The sequence below is a fragment of the Lysobacter sp. HA35 genome (assembly GCF_054061195.1).
On sequence record NZ_JBSSDY010000001.1, the window covers coordinates 997,278 to 1,011,694 of the forward strand.

The window sequence follows — 14,417 nt, forward strand, 5'->3', positions numbered from 1 at the left end:
CGCGGCAAAGCGGCTTCGGCTGGGCAAGCGAACTGCAGCCGAGAAGGGCATCACGCGAACAGACGCACGGCTCTCGCGAGGCCGCTTGAGCAGCGACGGTGGATCGTTCCAATCACCGCATGACGAATCCACATCGGCTCGAGAGAAGCATCGCCGGTGCCTGCACCGAACTTACGGACGCTGACCTCGGCGGCATCAACAGGCGGCCGCTCACTTTGGTTTGACGCGAACTCCGTCCGCCACCCCGACGTTCGCGTAGCTGTTCGATATGGCCTTTGGCTGAGCGCGAGGCGCGCACGTTTCATTCTTTTGAAGGACGGCCACGAGGTTTACCGATCATCGCAACAACAACGCTGCCAGACAGGAGACACCACACGCCCGGTACCTATAGGAGCGCGCATCATCGCCGGTGGTGTGGAGCGCAGCCGTCGCGAACGTACTAGCTCGACGCCCGATCGTTCGCATCGACGGTGACACGAACAACGGTTCGGCCCTGCATGCGCACGGTCATGCATTTGGACGACTGCGGCACGTCGCGCGTCGCCGCATCGACACCGAAATGTTGCCCATAGTCCACCGCGTTCACCGGCAGCGGGACGCGTAGTGACGGGCCGACCCGAACCAGTCGTCGCCATCGCAATGCAGCTAAAAACAGCAGCCACGCGACGAGAATCGCGACGACGCGCAGGTACGGCGTCATCTGCACCAGCAGCGTTCCGGCGGGCCAAGGCGGGGTAGGGGGCACGCGGCCGAACACGAGTGCGAGCCAGTAGTGCGACATGGCGATCAGGTCGTGTCCCAGCGCGATCAGCACGCACCATGCAGCAAACGTCAGCACGAAATCACGGGCGGCCACCCCATCGGGAACGCGTCCATCGTCGACGAGCGGGGGCCACTTCATTCGACGTAACCACGATCGGGGCTGCTCCATCGTCCGCTGTCCTGCCGGAAGATCGCACGCGGCAAGCCTACGATGGCGGTGATGGCCTGCAGCAACCAGAACACGACGGGATACCAGACGATCCAGAACACCCATCGGAATGACTGCGGTTCGTAGCGGCGATCCAGCGCGGCGGCGACCAGTGCCTGGACCACGTAGTGCACCGTAAGCAGAAGGCCCGCCGCGTGAGGCAATGTGCCGATGCCCTGCACGCCGAAACCGAAGTCGATGCCGACGCGATGCGAGAGTCCGGCGAGCACCATCAGGCCGATCGAATACGCCCAGATCTTCGCCATCAGCCAGTTCAGCCAGATCGGCAACATGCGCAGTCCTCGGCCGTGCCAGACGTATCGCGCCGAATCGAGTGCGACGCGGCTGCCGCCTTCGCTCCAGCGCAGCCGTTGCTGCCACAGACCGCGCAACGTTTCCGGCGTGAGGATCCACGCGAGCGCCTTCGGTTCGAATGCGACGCGCCAGCCCGCGATTTGCATGCGCCATGTCACGTCGACGTCGTCGGTGAGCGATCGATGCGTCCACCAGCCGGCGTCCTGCAGCGCGCTCTTGCGGAACGCGCACACGGCGCCGGAGACGGTGAACAGGCCGCCATACACGTTCTGCGCGCGCTTGATGAGCCCGACGATGCCGGAGAATTCACCGACCTGGAGGCGCCCCAGCAGGCTGCTTCGATTGCGGATTCGCGGATTGCCAGTGAGGCCCCCAATGCCGGAGTCGTTCTGCAGTCGGCGCACGAACCACACGACCGCATGCGGATCGAGCAGCGTGTCGCCATCGATGCAGACCAGCAGCTCGTGTCGCGCTGCGAGTGCGCCGACGTTCAACGCCATGGCCTTGCCAGCGTTCGCGGCGAGATGGACGACGCGCAGACGCTCGATGCGCTCGGCAAACGCGTCGAGCATCGCGCCCGTGGAATCGCGCGAACCATCGTTGATCGCGACGATCTCGAAATCGGGGTACGCGATGTTCGCGAGTGCGGCGAAGGTCTCGTCGAGCTGACGTTCCTCGTTGTGGCACGGCACCAGGATTGACACCGGCGGATAGTCGTCCAGCACCGGTGGCTGGTCGTACGGCGGTTCGGAACGTTCGCGCACGACGTGGAAGATCAGGCCACCGACGACCCAGTACCACGTGGCCACGAACGGATAGCCGAAGCACACGGCGCCGAGGACGGTTTGCAGCGGGCTGAGCACGTCAGGCGGTCCGAGGCGGCGACCCGGGCGATCCGTCACGACCGAATCTGCCGAACGCTGCAGCGGCCGCGAGCTAGCCGGGAATTACGGTTCCGGAGCGTCCGTAGTGGCACGGCGTCGACGGCGGGGCTATTGAACCTCGGGGCAAGGCCTTTGGCAGGCCCATCTCGTACTTCGCATAATGCCTATTATGTCAACCACGACGCCCGTGGGCCTAGGATCAGGTCGCCGTTGCTACTACCGCCTTCGTGACAGCCCCGGAACCCAGGCTCGCTAGATGCGCGTGGATCTCCGCCACCACCGTGGCGCCTTCGCCGATGGCCGCGCCCACGCGCTTCACCGATCCTGCGCGCACGTCGCCAATCGCGAAGATTCCCGGCACGCTGGTCTCGTGGTCCGAACGCTCGTCGTCGGCGGCGCTGCCTGTCACGACGAAGCCGCGGTCGTCGGTCGCCACGCCACAGCCACCGAGCCATTCCGTCGCCGGGTCGGCGCCGATAAACAGGAACACGTGCGCCACCGGATGCGTCTGCGTGGCCCCGGTATCGCGATTGGCCCAGGTCACCGATCGCAGGTCGTTCTCGCCCGATTCGATCGCGACGATCTCCGACCGTGTGTGCAGCTCGATGTTCGGCTGTGCCGCGATCCGCTCGATCAGGTACGACGACATGCTGGCCGCCAGACCCGGGCCGCGGATGACCACGTGCACGCGGGATGCGCTCGCGGCAAGGAACACGGCGGCTTGGCCTGCGGAGTTGCCTCCGCCGACGATCACGACTTCGCGGCCGGCCGCCATGCGCGCTTCGATGGCGGATGCCCAGTACCAGACGCCCCTGCCCTCATGACGTTCGAGATCGGGCAGCGTCGGCCGGCGATAACGTGCGCCGCTGGCGACGACCACGGTGCGCGCACGCACATCCGGATGGCCGTCGAGCGCGAGCCGATGCAGGCCGTCGCCGCCGCGCGACATCGAGGTGACGTGCGTCGGTATGGCGAACTCGGTGCCGAACTTTTGCGCCTGGTTGAATGCGCGCGCCATCAGCGCCTGGCCGGTGATGCCGGTCGGAAAGCCCAGGTAGTTCTCGATGCGCGCGCTCGCGCCGGCCTGTCCGCCGAAGGCACGCGAATCGAAGACACGCACGCTGAGGCCTTCGGACGCTGCATACACGGCAGTCGCCAGACCTGCCGGGCCGGCGCCGACCACGACGACGTCGTAGATACGGTCAGGGTCCGGGTCGGTGACCATGCCGGCGCATTCGGCGAGTTCTTCGATGGTCGGGTTGAACAGGATGCCGCCGTTGGGACACACCGCCCACGGCAATGCATCGCGCTGTTGCGGATGGCTGGCGACCAGCGCCGCGGCGTCGGTGTCGTCCGCCGGGTCGAACACCACGTGCGGTTGGCCGTTGCGCGCGAGAAAGCTGCGCAAGCGGACCATGTCCGGATCGGCAGGCGAACCGACCAGCGTCAGGCCCGCACCCGTTTCGATCAGGCCGACACGACGAAGAATCAGCGCGCGCATGATCCGTTCGCCGAGGTCGGCCTCCGCCACCATCAGCGCGCGCAGCCGTTCGGGCTCGACGAGCAGCGCCTCGACCGGGCCCAGCGCATGGCCGTCGACCAGCGCCGGGCGCCCGGCGAGTTGCCCGATCTCGGCGAGGAACTGGCCCGGCCCCTGCTCCACCACCAGTGCGACATGACCGAGCCCGTCACGCCTTGTAATACGCACGCGTCCGTCGATGAGCACGTACATGCCGGCGCCGCGCGTACCGGCGGCGTATAGCTGCTCGCCGCCATTGAAGTTGCGCAAATGGCCGAAGCGTCGGATGCGCTCGATATCTTCCGGCGACAGCGTCGGAAACGTCTGCTCGCGGCGTTGCGATGCCGGGTCCGCCATGTCAGCGACCGTCCGCGTCCGGCATCGGCTCGAGGAACACGGTGTCGACGTAGCACCAACCCCAGCCTTCGCCGGGTTGCGCGCTACGGATCAGCGGGTGTGCGGTGGATTTGAAATGCGCGGTCGCGTGGCGGTTCTTCGACTGGTCGCAGCAGCCGACGTGGCCGCAGACCACGCATTGGCGCAGGTGAACCCAGTCGTCGCCGAGCGCGACGCATTCGGGGCATACCGACCCCGGCGAACCGACCGTGCGGATCTGGTCGAGGTGGCTGCATGCGGCCATGGCACGTCCTCCATTCGCACCACGTCGTGCGTGGCACGGCGAGCATAGCAACGGCGGAAGGCGGGACGCCTGCGTCGGGTCGGCGTGGCAGACAACGCACGCCCGGTCGCCAGCGCGGAGCCGCGTGCTTGGATCGCACTGGGCGATCGCGCTGCCTCACCTGTCCCCAAGGGCAACCGCGTCTTCCCCCAAGGCGAATGCCGGTTCCGATATTGCAGGACCACAATCGTTGATGGACGAGCCGTCCGAGTCGAGGAGCCGTGCCATGCGCGACATGTTCCGACCGGTCTTCCGCGCCACATGCCTGAGCCTGGTGCTGCTGGCCGCAGGCTGCGCCAGCACGCCGACCATCACGTCGAACTACGACCACAGCGCGAACTTCGGCGGCTATCGCACGTTCGGATTCTTCTCGCCGCTCGGCACCGACCGGACCGGATACTCGACGCTGGTCACGCAGTCGCTGAAGAACGCGACGCGGCGCGAAATGGAATCACGCGGGTACACGTACAACGAAAACGCGCCGGACCTGCTGGTCAACTTCAACGGCAAGCTCGAGAAACAGGTCGACGTGCGCACCATGCCGATGGGGCCGCCGATGATGGGCTACTACGGCTATCGCGGCGGCTATTACGGCGGCTGGGGCGGCTACTACACCGACGTCAACCAGTACACCGAAGGCACGCTCAACGTCGACCTCGTCGATGCGCGGCAGCGTCAGCTGGTCTGGGAAGGCATCGCGGTCGGTCGCGTGTCCGACAAACATCGCCAGGATCCGGACACCGCGTTGAGTGCGGCAGTCACCGAGATCTTCAAGCAGTACCCGTTCCGCGCGACGCCGTAGCGGTCGTCCGAGTCCGCTAGATCGCGCGTGTCGAAAGCTCGGCGGAAGTTAGGCCGAGTGCTTCGACGCGTGCGAGCGCGTCGGCGAAGCGGAACGCATTGATGTCGCGTGCGATCGGTTCGAGCCGCGCGGCGAACGGCGTTCCGGCGGTGCTCGCGCGTAGTGCTTCGACGGCGTCGACCGCATCGGCATCGTCGTCGTGAAGCAATGCGATCAGGTGGTCGATCTGCGGCCTGAGCGTGTCGATGCTTGCGGCTGTCGCGGCCGCGTCCAGAGCAGGCGTTGCTGCAGTTGCGTCGAACGATGCGAGCTCTGCGAGCACGGCATCGAGTGCGTCGACCAGGTCGCTCAGCCGCGGCGCGATTTCCGCGTGGGTCGATCGGCCCTGTACCAAGGCCTCGAGCGACGTTGCAGCGCGCTGGACCTCAACCGCGCCGATCGTGCCTGCGGTGCCTTTCAAAGTATGCGCCAGACGCAGCATCGTCTCGCGGTCGCCCCGCTCCATCGCTGCGCCGAAATCGGTCTTGAATCCGCGGCTCCCCGCAACAAACGCGGTCAGCATCCGACGATAGAGCTCGGCGTTGCCGAGCGTGGTCGCCAATCCGATCTTCGTGTCGATGTGTTCAAACGGACCGATCTCGCCGGTGCGAACATCGGCTCGATCAGCCTCCGGCGTCGAACCCGCAGCGTCGTTCGCGCGCGACGGCCGTATCCATTTCGCCATCGTCGCGAACATCTCGGCCACCTGCAGCGGCTTGGGGATGTGATCGTTCATGCCCGCTTCGAGCACACGTTCGCGATCACCTGCCATCGCGTTCGCCGTCATCGCGATTACCGGCAGGTTCGCCAGACGCGCGTCGGCACGAATCGCACGCGTCGCTTCGTAGCCGTCCATCACCGGCATCTGGCAGTCCATCAGCACACCGTCGAACGCGGCGTCGTTCCCCAACAAGTCCAGCGCCTCGCGGCCGTTCTCCACCAGAACCACGTCGATGCCGGCCTGCCCGAGCAGTTCGGTCGCGAGCACCTGGTTCATCTCGTTGTCCTCGACCAGCAGCACGCGTGCACCTTTCAGACTCGCGACCGCCCTCGCCTCGCCGGCCTTGCGCTCATCGGCGCGCCGTTCGACCGGCACGCCGTGGCCGAGCACGCCGGCGATCGCGTCGAGCAAGGTCGACGGCGTCACCGGTTTCGTCAGCACCGCACGCGGCGTGACACCGCGCTGCGTCGCGTCGGCCAATACGTCATCTCGGCCGTATGCCGTGACCATGATGACGGGCGGCACCTTCGCGACAGCGCCCGCCTGCATGCGCTGCATCACGGCGACACCGTCGTCGCCGGGCATGCGCCAGTCCATCAGCACGACATCGAACGACGTGTCGGCGTGGTCGGCATCGGCCACCTGTCGTAACGCATCCTCGCCATCACGCGCGACGTCGACGTCGAAACCGAACGAGCGTGCCATGCCGGACAGGATCTCGCGCGCGGCGGCGTTGTCGTCGACGACGAGAACGCGCAAGCCGGCGAGTTCCTCGGCGTGCCGCATGCGGCGCGGCTGTGGCTCGGCCTGCAGTCCGAAGTTCGCGACGAAGTGGAAGGTCGACCCCTGCCCCGCTTCGCTGTCCACCCAGATGCGGCCGTCCATGAGTTCAACCAGGCGTTTGGAGATCGCGAGCCCGAGCCCGGTGCCACCGTACTTGCGCGTGGTCGATGCATCGGCCTGGCTGAAACTCTGGAAGAGGCGGCCGCATTGCTCGGGGGTCATGCCAATGCCGGTATCGCGCACCTCGAAGTGCAAGGTCGCGACGTCGTCGACGCGATGCTCTTCATGCACGCGAACGACCACCTCGCCGCGCTCGGTGAACTTCATCGCGTTGTTGCCGAGATTGACCAGCACTTGGCCCAGCCGCAGCGGATCGCCGACAAGTGACGTTGCAACATCCGGAGCGACGTCGAAGAGCAGCTCCAGCCCTTTCTCTTCGGCGCGCAGCGCAAGCAGGCTGGCGAGATGATCGAGGACATCCTCGAGTCGGAAGTCGGTGCGCTCGATATCAAGACGACCGGCTTCGATCTTCGAGAAGTCCAGGATGTCGTTGATGACGCCCAGCAGGCTTTCGCCGGCACGCTGAATGCGGTCGACGTAGTTGCGCTGGCGCGTATCCAGCGAGGTTCCCAGCGCGAGGTGCGACATGCCGATGATGGCGTTCAGCGGCGTGCGGATCTCGTGGCTCATGTTGGCGAGGAACTCGCTTTTCGCGCGCGTCGCCTCCAGCGCTTGCTCGCGAGCGGCGCGTAGCTCGTCCTCGGCGATCTTCTGCGCCGTGATGTCCTGGTACACGCCGTACATGAAGCGCGTTTCGCCCGTGTCCGCGTCGCGCACGAGCTTGCCGGCGGCGTGCACCCACACGATGCGGCCATCCGTCGGGCTGCGATACGGATAGACCGCGTCGTAGGCGTCGTAGCGGCCTTCGACCGCGCCTTGGTAGCGCTCGACCACCTGCGCTGCCGCCTCGTCACTGACATCGGTGACACGCGCCAGCCATTCGTCCTGCAGGTTGTAGCGGCCGTCCGGCTTCGGTGGCTCGCCGAGAATCGCGGCGGCGCGCGGCGAAGCGAAATAGACGTCGGGGATTCGGTAGTCGACGTGCCAGTAGCCGCAACGCGTCAGTTCGAGTGCGATGTCGGACTGGAAATTCGCGCGCTTGAGTTCCTCGTCGGCGCGCTTCTGGTCGGTGATGTCAGCCACTGCGACTGCGACGCCGCCACCGGAGGCCGCGTCGATCGGTGCGGCGCTGACGCGGATCCAGGTCGGTTCACTATTGGCCGACGGCAGCGCGATCTCGACACCGTGGAGCGCGTTACCTGTCTGCAGCACCTCGGCTCCCGGGAATGCGTCGGGCAATGCGGCATCTGCGCCTCCGGTGCCATCGAGCGCGCAACGCCGCAGCGCGTCCGCATCCATTCCCAGCACCTGCGCGCTGAGGTCGTTGGCTTCGACCACCCGGCCGGCCCTGTCGTAGAGGATGGCGCCCACCGGCAGCGCGTCGAACAGCGCCTTCAGCCGCTGACGATTCGCGTTGATGTCCTCCAACAGTTCTTCCGCACGCCGGCTGCGCTGCAGGATCTCGAGATGCGAGGCCAGCGGAGCGAGCAGCGCGGCCGCGAGCGCGCGCTCACGCGGTTGCGGTGGACGATGCGCAGCGACTTCGACCACCGCGAGCACTTGGCCTCCCCGGACCACGGGCCACAGCTCGACCACACTCGCTCGCAGGTCGCCGAGCCCGGATCCGACGGCGGCGTAATCGGCCGGGACCGGGTCAAGCACGATCGGCCGACCGTCCGCAGCGCACTGGCCGACCAGTCCCTGTCCCCGTTCGACGCGTTCTCGAATGCTGCCATCGCCCGCATAGCTGCCGTGCAGGTCGAGCGCGCCGCCTGCATTCGACACGTAGAACGCCGCCCGCGCTAACGGCCACACGCCGACCAGTGACGACAGGAAGCCGTCCGCTGCGTCACGGTGGGACGTGCTTTCCATCAGCGCCGCGGAAATGGTCGACGCGTTCGATACCACCCATCGCTGGTCTTCCAGCTCGCGGGCCTGTCGCTGCAGCAGCACGATGGAGCGCGCGAGCGTCCCGATCTCGTTCGGGTAAGCCGTGCACGGAATCTCGACGTCGAGCTCGCCTTTCGCCACGCGCTCGGTTGCCAGTCGCAGCCGTTCCGCGGGCATCCGGATCGACCGCGCAACGAGTCGCGACAACACGATCCCGAACAGCAGGCCGCCGAGCACGAGCGCGATCGCGAATCGCGTGCCGCGGCGATCAATTTCCTTCGACTGCTCCACCGCCTCCGCGGCATGTGTGCTCTTGAGGTCGAGCACATGCATCAGCGCGCTGTTGGCGTTGCGAAGCGGCTGTTGGTAGGCGTCGCCCGCTTCGAGCGCGGATGCCTTCGCGCCGTCGCCCTGCTGGACGAGGGTCAGCACGTCACCCGCGACGCGATCGAAGCTCAAGACGCTTGCTTCGAACTCGCCCATCGAATGTTTGGTTTCCGGGTTCACCAGCGTCGCGCGCGTCTCCGGGATATGCGCCCACAGGTTGAGACGCGCTGCGATCGCTTGCCGCCGTGCGGCATCCGCTCCAGCTCGCGAGCCGGCGAACGCGGCGGCGCGTACGCCCTGGTCGTACTGCACCAGGTCGGTCTGCAGCGATTTGATGTCAGCGATGCCGAGCAGATGCTTGGCGTAGAGCGCATTCATGCGCGACTGCATCGCGTGCTGGCTCAGCAGACCCTGCACACCGATGCCGAAGGCGATCAGCAGCAGGATGGTGAACGCGATCCGCAACTTCGCGCGGACGGTCAGCTCTTCCATGCGGGCGGACAGGCCGGTCATGACGTCAGAGGTTGGCGACGCCGGTCGCATCGCGCAGCCGCTGCAACTCGACCTCGCGTTCGTGCTCGCCGTCGACGAAGTGCTCGGCTATGCGTCGGCACTCGTCGCCCAGCACCACGAACGCATCGACCACGTCCGGGTCGAAGTGCTGGCCACGACCCTTGACGATGATCTGCATCGCGTCCTCGTGCAGCATCGGCTCCTTATAGACGCGGCGACTGATCAGCGCGTCGTAGACGTCGGCGACGGCCATGAGCCGCGCGCTCGTCGGAATCGCGTCACCGGCGATGCCTCGCGGGTAGCCCGAGCCGTCCCACTTCTCCTGATGGCCGTAGGCGATGTCGCGCGCCATCGACAGGAAGCCGAGGTCCTCACCGGCGTCTTCCAGCGCACGCTCGATCGCTTCCTTGCCGAGTGTCGTATGCGTCTTCATGACCTCAAACTCGTCTTCGGTCAGCCGGCCGGGTTTGAGCAGGATGCGGTCGGGAATGCCGACCTTGCCGATGTCGTGCAGCGGTGCGGACTTGAACAGCGCGTCGATATTGGTGGGCGTGCAGAAGTCGGCGAAGCGCGGATGCGTGGCGAGTTGCTCCGCGATACGTCGCACGTAGTGCTGGGTGCGCAGGATGTGGTTGCCCGTCTCGTTATCGCGCGTCTCGGCGAGGGACGCCATCGCGCGGATCGTCACGTCCTGGATGCGCGTGACCTCGCGCGTGCGTCGTGCGACCTCCTGCTCGAGATAGTCGTTACGGTCGCGCAGGAAGTCGCGCGCCTGCTTGAGCTGCAGATGATTGCGCACGCGCGCCAGCGTGATCGACGGGCTGATCGGCTTGGTGATGTAGTCGACCGCGCCGAGTTCCAGCCCGACGCGTTCGTCGTCCGTGCCGCTCATGGCGGTGAGGAAGATCACCGGGATGTCGCGTGTCACCGCGTCCGTCGTCAGGCGACGCATGACCTCGTAGCCGTCCATCACCGGCATCATGATGTCGAGCAGGATCAGATCCGGCGGCGCGTCACGAGCGATCTGCAGTGCGCGTTCGCCGCTGTTGGCGACCTTGACGCGATGCTCGCCACGCAGCAACGCACTGATGAGCGCGAGGTTGTCCGGCGTGTCGTCGACGACGAGCACGGTGGCGCGATGGTCGATGTCATCCATGGAGCACCTCTGCGATAGATCGTAGGAACGCAGCCATGTGGCTTCCGGACGCCACGTCAGAAAGCCCGGCCGATTTCGAAGAACAGTGCGCCGTTGCCAGCTTCGCGCCAGCCGTAGCCGAACGTCATCGGGCCGAGCCAGGAATCGAACCCGAGGTAGAGGCTGCCGTTGAGCACGCCGTCGGCGAATGCGATGTCGCTGCGGTGTTCCCAGGCGTTGCCGTATTCGATGGTCGAGCCCGCGAGCGCGGAGCGCCCGAAGAACTTCGCGAGCTGGTACGTGTAGCCGACGAAGACGACCGCGTACTGCTGGCCCGTCAATTCGTTGATGCGGAAGCCGGCAAGCCGCGTCAGTCCGCCGAGGCGGTATCGCGCCTGCACCGGCAATTCGCCTTCGACGGTGCTCGCGACGCGCGTGCCAACCTGCAGGGCATGCTTGCCGAAGCTGTGCGCGGCGACGGCATCGAGTTCGGCCTGAGCGTAGTCGGTGTCCGCGCCGAGCGCGGTTCGCGACACGGCGTACCGTGCATTCGCGTAGTAGCCGTCGCGCGGAAAGTACAGGCTGTCGAGGCGATCGACGTTCGCGAACGCATAGGCCAGGCCTTCCTGGAAGTCGAAGGACTGCAGCGACGGATCGCCGACCTCGACGCTCGCGCGCCCCTTTTCTACTTCGATACCGAACGCCGCGGCACCGACGCGACCGAACTCATGTGCCAGTTGCAGCTTCAGGCGCAGGGCCTGGATGTCGTACCGGGCAATCGCATTGCCGCCGTCGTCGAAGACATTGAGGTTGGGGTTCTCGTACGCGAGGCGCCCCGAAAACACATTGCGGCCGGCAAGGTCCAGCGGCTGGTAGTACTCGCCGATTAGCGCCGGCTCGCTGCCGATCGCAGCGGTGACGCGCCCTTCCCCGCCGCGCGCGTTCAGCGGTGCGAACAGGATGGCGGCGCGGATCGTGGTGTCGTAGTCGCCGTCGAAATCCGAGCTGTGTGTCAGGCCGAGCTGCAGGTAGTTCGGGCCCTGCGTCTTCGGGCTGGCGTGCAGCACGACGCCGGTGCGGCCGCCCTCGTTGACCACCTCGTAGCTGACGCGCGAGAACGTGCCGAACCCGTAGACGTCGAGCGCGTGCGATTCGAGCCGGTCGATGTCCAGCGGTTTGCCGACCTCGACGTGCAGGCGATCGAGCAGCAACGCATCGGAGTACGCAGTGCTGTTGTCGATGCGCACGAACTCGATGACGGGCGGGCCGTTGCGCTCCAACGCTGCGGTACGTGCTCCGCGTTCGGTGTCGAGCGGTGACGACAGGCGCGCGAGCGCCGGGGCTGCGGCCTCCGCGGCATTGGCGCCGATGTCGAGTGCCTCCAACGCCTTGTCGAAATCGCTGGTCGAGATGCGATCGCCGAGCTGCGGCGTGATCAAAACGTCTCGCGGGCCGAGCGTTGCAAGCTGTGCGTGCGTGTTGGCGGTGGTCATCATTCCGCCGATCTGCGACAGCACCTGCAGTGCGCCGGCGTCCGGGCCGAGCGTGCCAAGCGGCGTACCGACGTCGACGGCAATGACGATGTCGGCGCCCATGTCTCGCGCGACGTCGATCGGCACCTGATCGGCCAGGCCGCCATCGAGCAGCAGGTGGCCGTCGATCTCGACCGGATGAAAAACCGCAGGCAGCGACATGCTCGCGCGCATCGCCATCGCAAGACTGCCGTGGTCGAGCACCACGGCGCGGCCGCTGTTGATGTCGGTGGCGACCGCGCGGAACGGGATCGGCAGGTCGTCGAAGCGATCGATCGTGCTGGCCTGCAGCGTTTGGCGCTCAAGGAACGCGAGGATGCGCTCGCCCTGGATCAGGCCCGGCGATGCACGAAGACCCTTGCTGCTCAGGCCGACGCCGAGTGTTGCGAGGCTGTCGCGATCGTCGAGCTTGCGTCGATAGGAACGCTCGGGGCGCGGTACCGAGTCGTCGAACATCTGCTGCCAGTCGGTGGAACGCACCAGTTGCTCGATGGCCGAGGCGGATCGGCCCGACGCGTACAACCCGCCGACCAGCGCACCCATGCTGGTCCCGGCGATGCAGTCGACATGCACGTGCAGCGCTTCGAGCTGCTTCAGCACGCTCACGTGCGCGATGCCACGCGCGCCGCCGCCACCGAGCACCAAGCCGATGCGCGGACGCGTGTCGCCGGGCTGACGTTCGCCACAGGCCTTGCCGCGCTCCGGCGGCGCCTGCACAGCGGCCGTCGCCGTCGATGCGCACATCGACAACGCAAGCCACAGCAACGCGATCCGCCATGCGCCGCGCCGCCGACCACGGGCGAGACGCGCGCGCACGGCATGTCGCGCCTGCGGCTACGGGTTCACGACGACGTAGACGACGTCGTCGCCCTGCATGCGCTGCTCGTAGTACACGCCATTGCAGTGGTAGTACGGTACCGAATACGTGTTGACGATCGGACAGCCTGCAGGAACCGACGGATAGAACGAGCCGACGACGGCTGCCGTCGTCGCTGCCACAACTGCAGTCGCAGCCAAGGGGCGATCGATCTGCCCGTTGCCCCAGTTGCTGTCGTTGCCGTCCATGTCGATGTTGACGTTGGTGTTGTTGTTGATGTTCGTCTGGCGCGTCGTCGAGCGGTCTCCGTTCCCGTTCGGGCGCGTCGCGGTGCTGTTGCGGCCCGACGACGGCTGCGTGCGCGCCGCGTTCTGGCGGCCCTTGTCCATCGCCATCTGGCTCGACCTGTTCGACGCGCTGACCGAACTGCGCGCCATGCCGCCGCCGCGTTGGGCATCGGCGAACAGGGGAACGAGTACGAGTGCGAGCAGGCTCCAGCGCGCGCGGCGTGCCCAGCGGTTCGAGGTGTTCATGGCGTGCCTCCTGCCGTGGTCGTCGCGACCGCCGGCGTCGTGTTGAACGGAATCTCGTGCATGCCCTTCGACGGCGTGAACTTGAACGTGTTTGCGCTCACCGACGGCGTCGTATCCCAATGCATCACCGCCTGGTACTGCGGGTCACCGACTTCGTAACGCGTGGTGATCACCATCTTTCGCGGCTGGCCTTCCTTGGTGATCCAGATCTGCCAGTCGACGTTCGCCTGACGGAACAGCACCTGGTCCGTCATTACGCCTTCGACCGGGCTCTGGCCGGCGACGAGGCCGACGCGCACACCGTCGAGCAAGGTGCCGCCGAAGCCCTGCCGCAGCACGTCGACGAGCGGCATCTCCGCGCCCATGTCGAGCAGCTTGGTGACCACGCCATTCACCGAATCCGGCGCGGCGAATTTCGCGTACGCGTCGGCGTCGGGCGCAACGGTCGTGAGCGTGGCGCCGTCGTAGTAGTACTCGCGATGGCGCAGGTCGCCGTCGACGTCGATACGGAAGCGGTTCGGGCGCTGCACGATCAGCCGCGTGCGCTCGTTGTGCTGCAGCTTGTAGCCGTACGGCAGCACCTCGTCACGCGAGATGTCGGCGTCCACCTGGAACGATTGCTGACGCGCGAGGTACGCCTTCATCCGCTCGAGCGCGGCGCGTGCGTCGGCCGAAATCGCGCCGGGTGCCGGCGCGACCGCGGTGCTTGCCGCAGCGTCGTCCTGCGGTGCAGCTGCGCCGAGTTGCGGAAGCATCGCAAGCGCGGAGACAGCGGCCGCTAGCGACGTCATGCGAAGTGCTTTCATGTCGATCTCCTTGGGAACGCAACCGGGGCAGC

10 protein-coding genes are annotated in these 14,417 nt (G+C 66.6%); 1 reads left to right on the forward strand and 9 read right to left on the reverse strand.

Annotated elements, in window-relative coordinates; translation table 11 throughout:
- Positions 1–439: 439 nt before the first annotated feature.
- From ACVWZN_RS04935 to ACVWZN_RS04950, 4 genes are all read right to left on the reverse strand, one after another.
- The gene (locus ACVWZN_RS04935; protein ID WP_456952851.1) at positions 440–901 is read right to left on the reverse strand and encodes a hypothetical protein; all 462 of its coding nucleotides are present in this window, start codon (positions 899–901) and stop codon (positions 440–442) included.
- Positions 898–2,148 (reverse strand): poly-beta-1,6-N-acetyl-D-glucosamine synthase, encoded by a 1,251-nt coding sequence (gene pgaC / locus ACVWZN_RS04940; RefSeq protein WP_456952852.1) that lies wholly within the window; start codon positions 2,146–2,148, stop codon positions 898–900. Before pgaC ends, ACVWZN_RS04935 begins: the two co-directional genes overlap by 4 nt.
- Positions 2,149–2,368: 220 nt before the next feature.
- The gene (locus ACVWZN_RS04945) at positions 2,369–4,045 is read right to left on the reverse strand and encodes an FAD-dependent oxidoreductase (RefSeq protein ID WP_456952853.1); all 1,677 of its coding nucleotides are present in this window, start codon (positions 4,043–4,045) and stop codon (positions 2,369–2,371) included.
- A gap of 1 nt (position 4,046) precedes the next feature.
- Complete coding sequence (locus tag ACVWZN_RS04950; protein WP_456952854.1) at positions 4,047–4,328, reverse strand: UBP-type zinc finger domain-containing protein; 282 nt, start codon at positions 4,326–4,328, stop codon at positions 4,047–4,049.
- A gap of 265 nt (positions 4,329–4,593) precedes the next feature.
- Between ACVWZN_RS04950 and ACVWZN_RS04955 the strand changes: the two genes are divergently transcribed.
- Complete coding sequence (locus ACVWZN_RS04955) at positions 4,594–5,169, forward strand: DUF4136 domain-containing protein (RefSeq protein ID WP_196804330.1); 576 nt, start codon at positions 4,594–4,596, stop codon at positions 5,167–5,169.
- Positions 5,170–5,185: 16 nt separating this feature from the next.
- Here the strand turns inward: ACVWZN_RS04955 and ACVWZN_RS04960 are convergent, their stop codons facing one another.
- The 5 genes from ACVWZN_RS04960 to ACVWZN_RS04980 are packed head-to-tail and all read right to left on the reverse strand — an operon-like array spanning position 5,186 to position 14,385.
- Positions 5,186–9,562 carry a response regulator gene (locus ACVWZN_RS04960; protein WP_456952855.1) on the reverse strand — a complete coding sequence of 1,459 codons (4,377 nt, stop codon included), beginning with the start codon at positions 9,560–9,562 and terminating at the stop codon, positions 5,186–5,188.
- A 4-nt stretch (positions 9,563–9,566) separates the two neighbouring features.
- Positions 9,567–10,718, reverse strand: coding sequence for a response regulator (locus tag ACVWZN_RS04965; protein WP_456952856.1), 1,152 nt, complete (start codon positions 10,716–10,718; stop codon positions 9,567–9,569).
- A gap of 56 nt (positions 10,719–10,774) precedes the next feature.
- Complete coding sequence (locus tag ACVWZN_RS04970; RefSeq protein WP_456952857.1) at positions 10,775–13,045, reverse strand: patatin-like phospholipase family protein; 2,271 nt, start codon at positions 13,043–13,045, stop codon at positions 10,775–10,777.
- Positions 13,046–13,063: 18 nt separating this feature from the next.
- Complete coding sequence (locus ACVWZN_RS04975) at positions 13,064–13,579, reverse strand: hypothetical protein (RefSeq protein ID WP_456952858.1); 516 nt, start codon at positions 13,577–13,579, stop codon at positions 13,064–13,066.
- Positions 13,576–14,385, reverse strand: a complete 810-nt coding sequence (locus tag ACVWZN_RS04980; protein WP_456952859.1) for a DUF2092 domain-containing protein — start codon at positions 14,383–14,385, stop codon at positions 13,576–13,578. The genes ACVWZN_RS04975 and ACVWZN_RS04980 overlap by 4 nt, the downstream gene beginning before the upstream one ends.
- Positions 14,386–14,417 lie beyond the last annotated feature (32 nt).

What these genes read in the sequence shown, in the direction of transcription:
- ACVWZN_RS04935 (WP_456952851.1), bottom strand. Translation starts at nt 901, where the DNA reads ATGAAGTGGCCCCCGCTCGTCGACGATGGACGCGTTCCCGATGGGGTG.
- ACVWZN_RS04945 (WP_456952853.1), bottom strand. Translation starts at nt 4,045, where the DNA reads ATGGCGGACCCGGCATCGCAACGCCGCGAGCAGACGTTTCCGACGCTG.
- ACVWZN_RS04950 (WP_456952854.1), bottom strand. Translation starts at nt 4,328, where the DNA reads ATGGCCGCATGCAGCCACCTCGACCAGATCCGCACGGTCGGTTCGCCG.
- ACVWZN_RS04955 (WP_196804330.1), top strand. Translation starts at nt 4,594, where the DNA reads ATGCGCGACATGTTCCGACCGGTCTTCCGCGCCACATGCCTGAGCCTG.
- ACVWZN_RS04960 (WP_456952855.1), bottom strand. Translation starts at nt 9,562, where the DNA reads ATGACCGGCCTGTCCGCCCGCATGGAAGAGCTGACCGTCCGCGCGAAG.
- ACVWZN_RS04965 (WP_456952856.1), bottom strand. Translation starts at nt 10,718, where the DNA reads ATGGATGACATCGACCATCGCGCCACCGTGCTCGTCGTCGACGACACG.
- ACVWZN_RS04975 (WP_456952858.1), bottom strand. Translation starts at nt 13,579, where the DNA reads ATGAACACCTCGAACCGCTGGGCACGCCGCGCGCGCTGGAGCCTGCTC.
- ACVWZN_RS04980 (WP_456952859.1), bottom strand. Translation starts at nt 14,385, where the DNA reads ATGAAAGCACTTCGCATGACGTCGCTAGCGGCCGCTGTCTCCGCGCTT.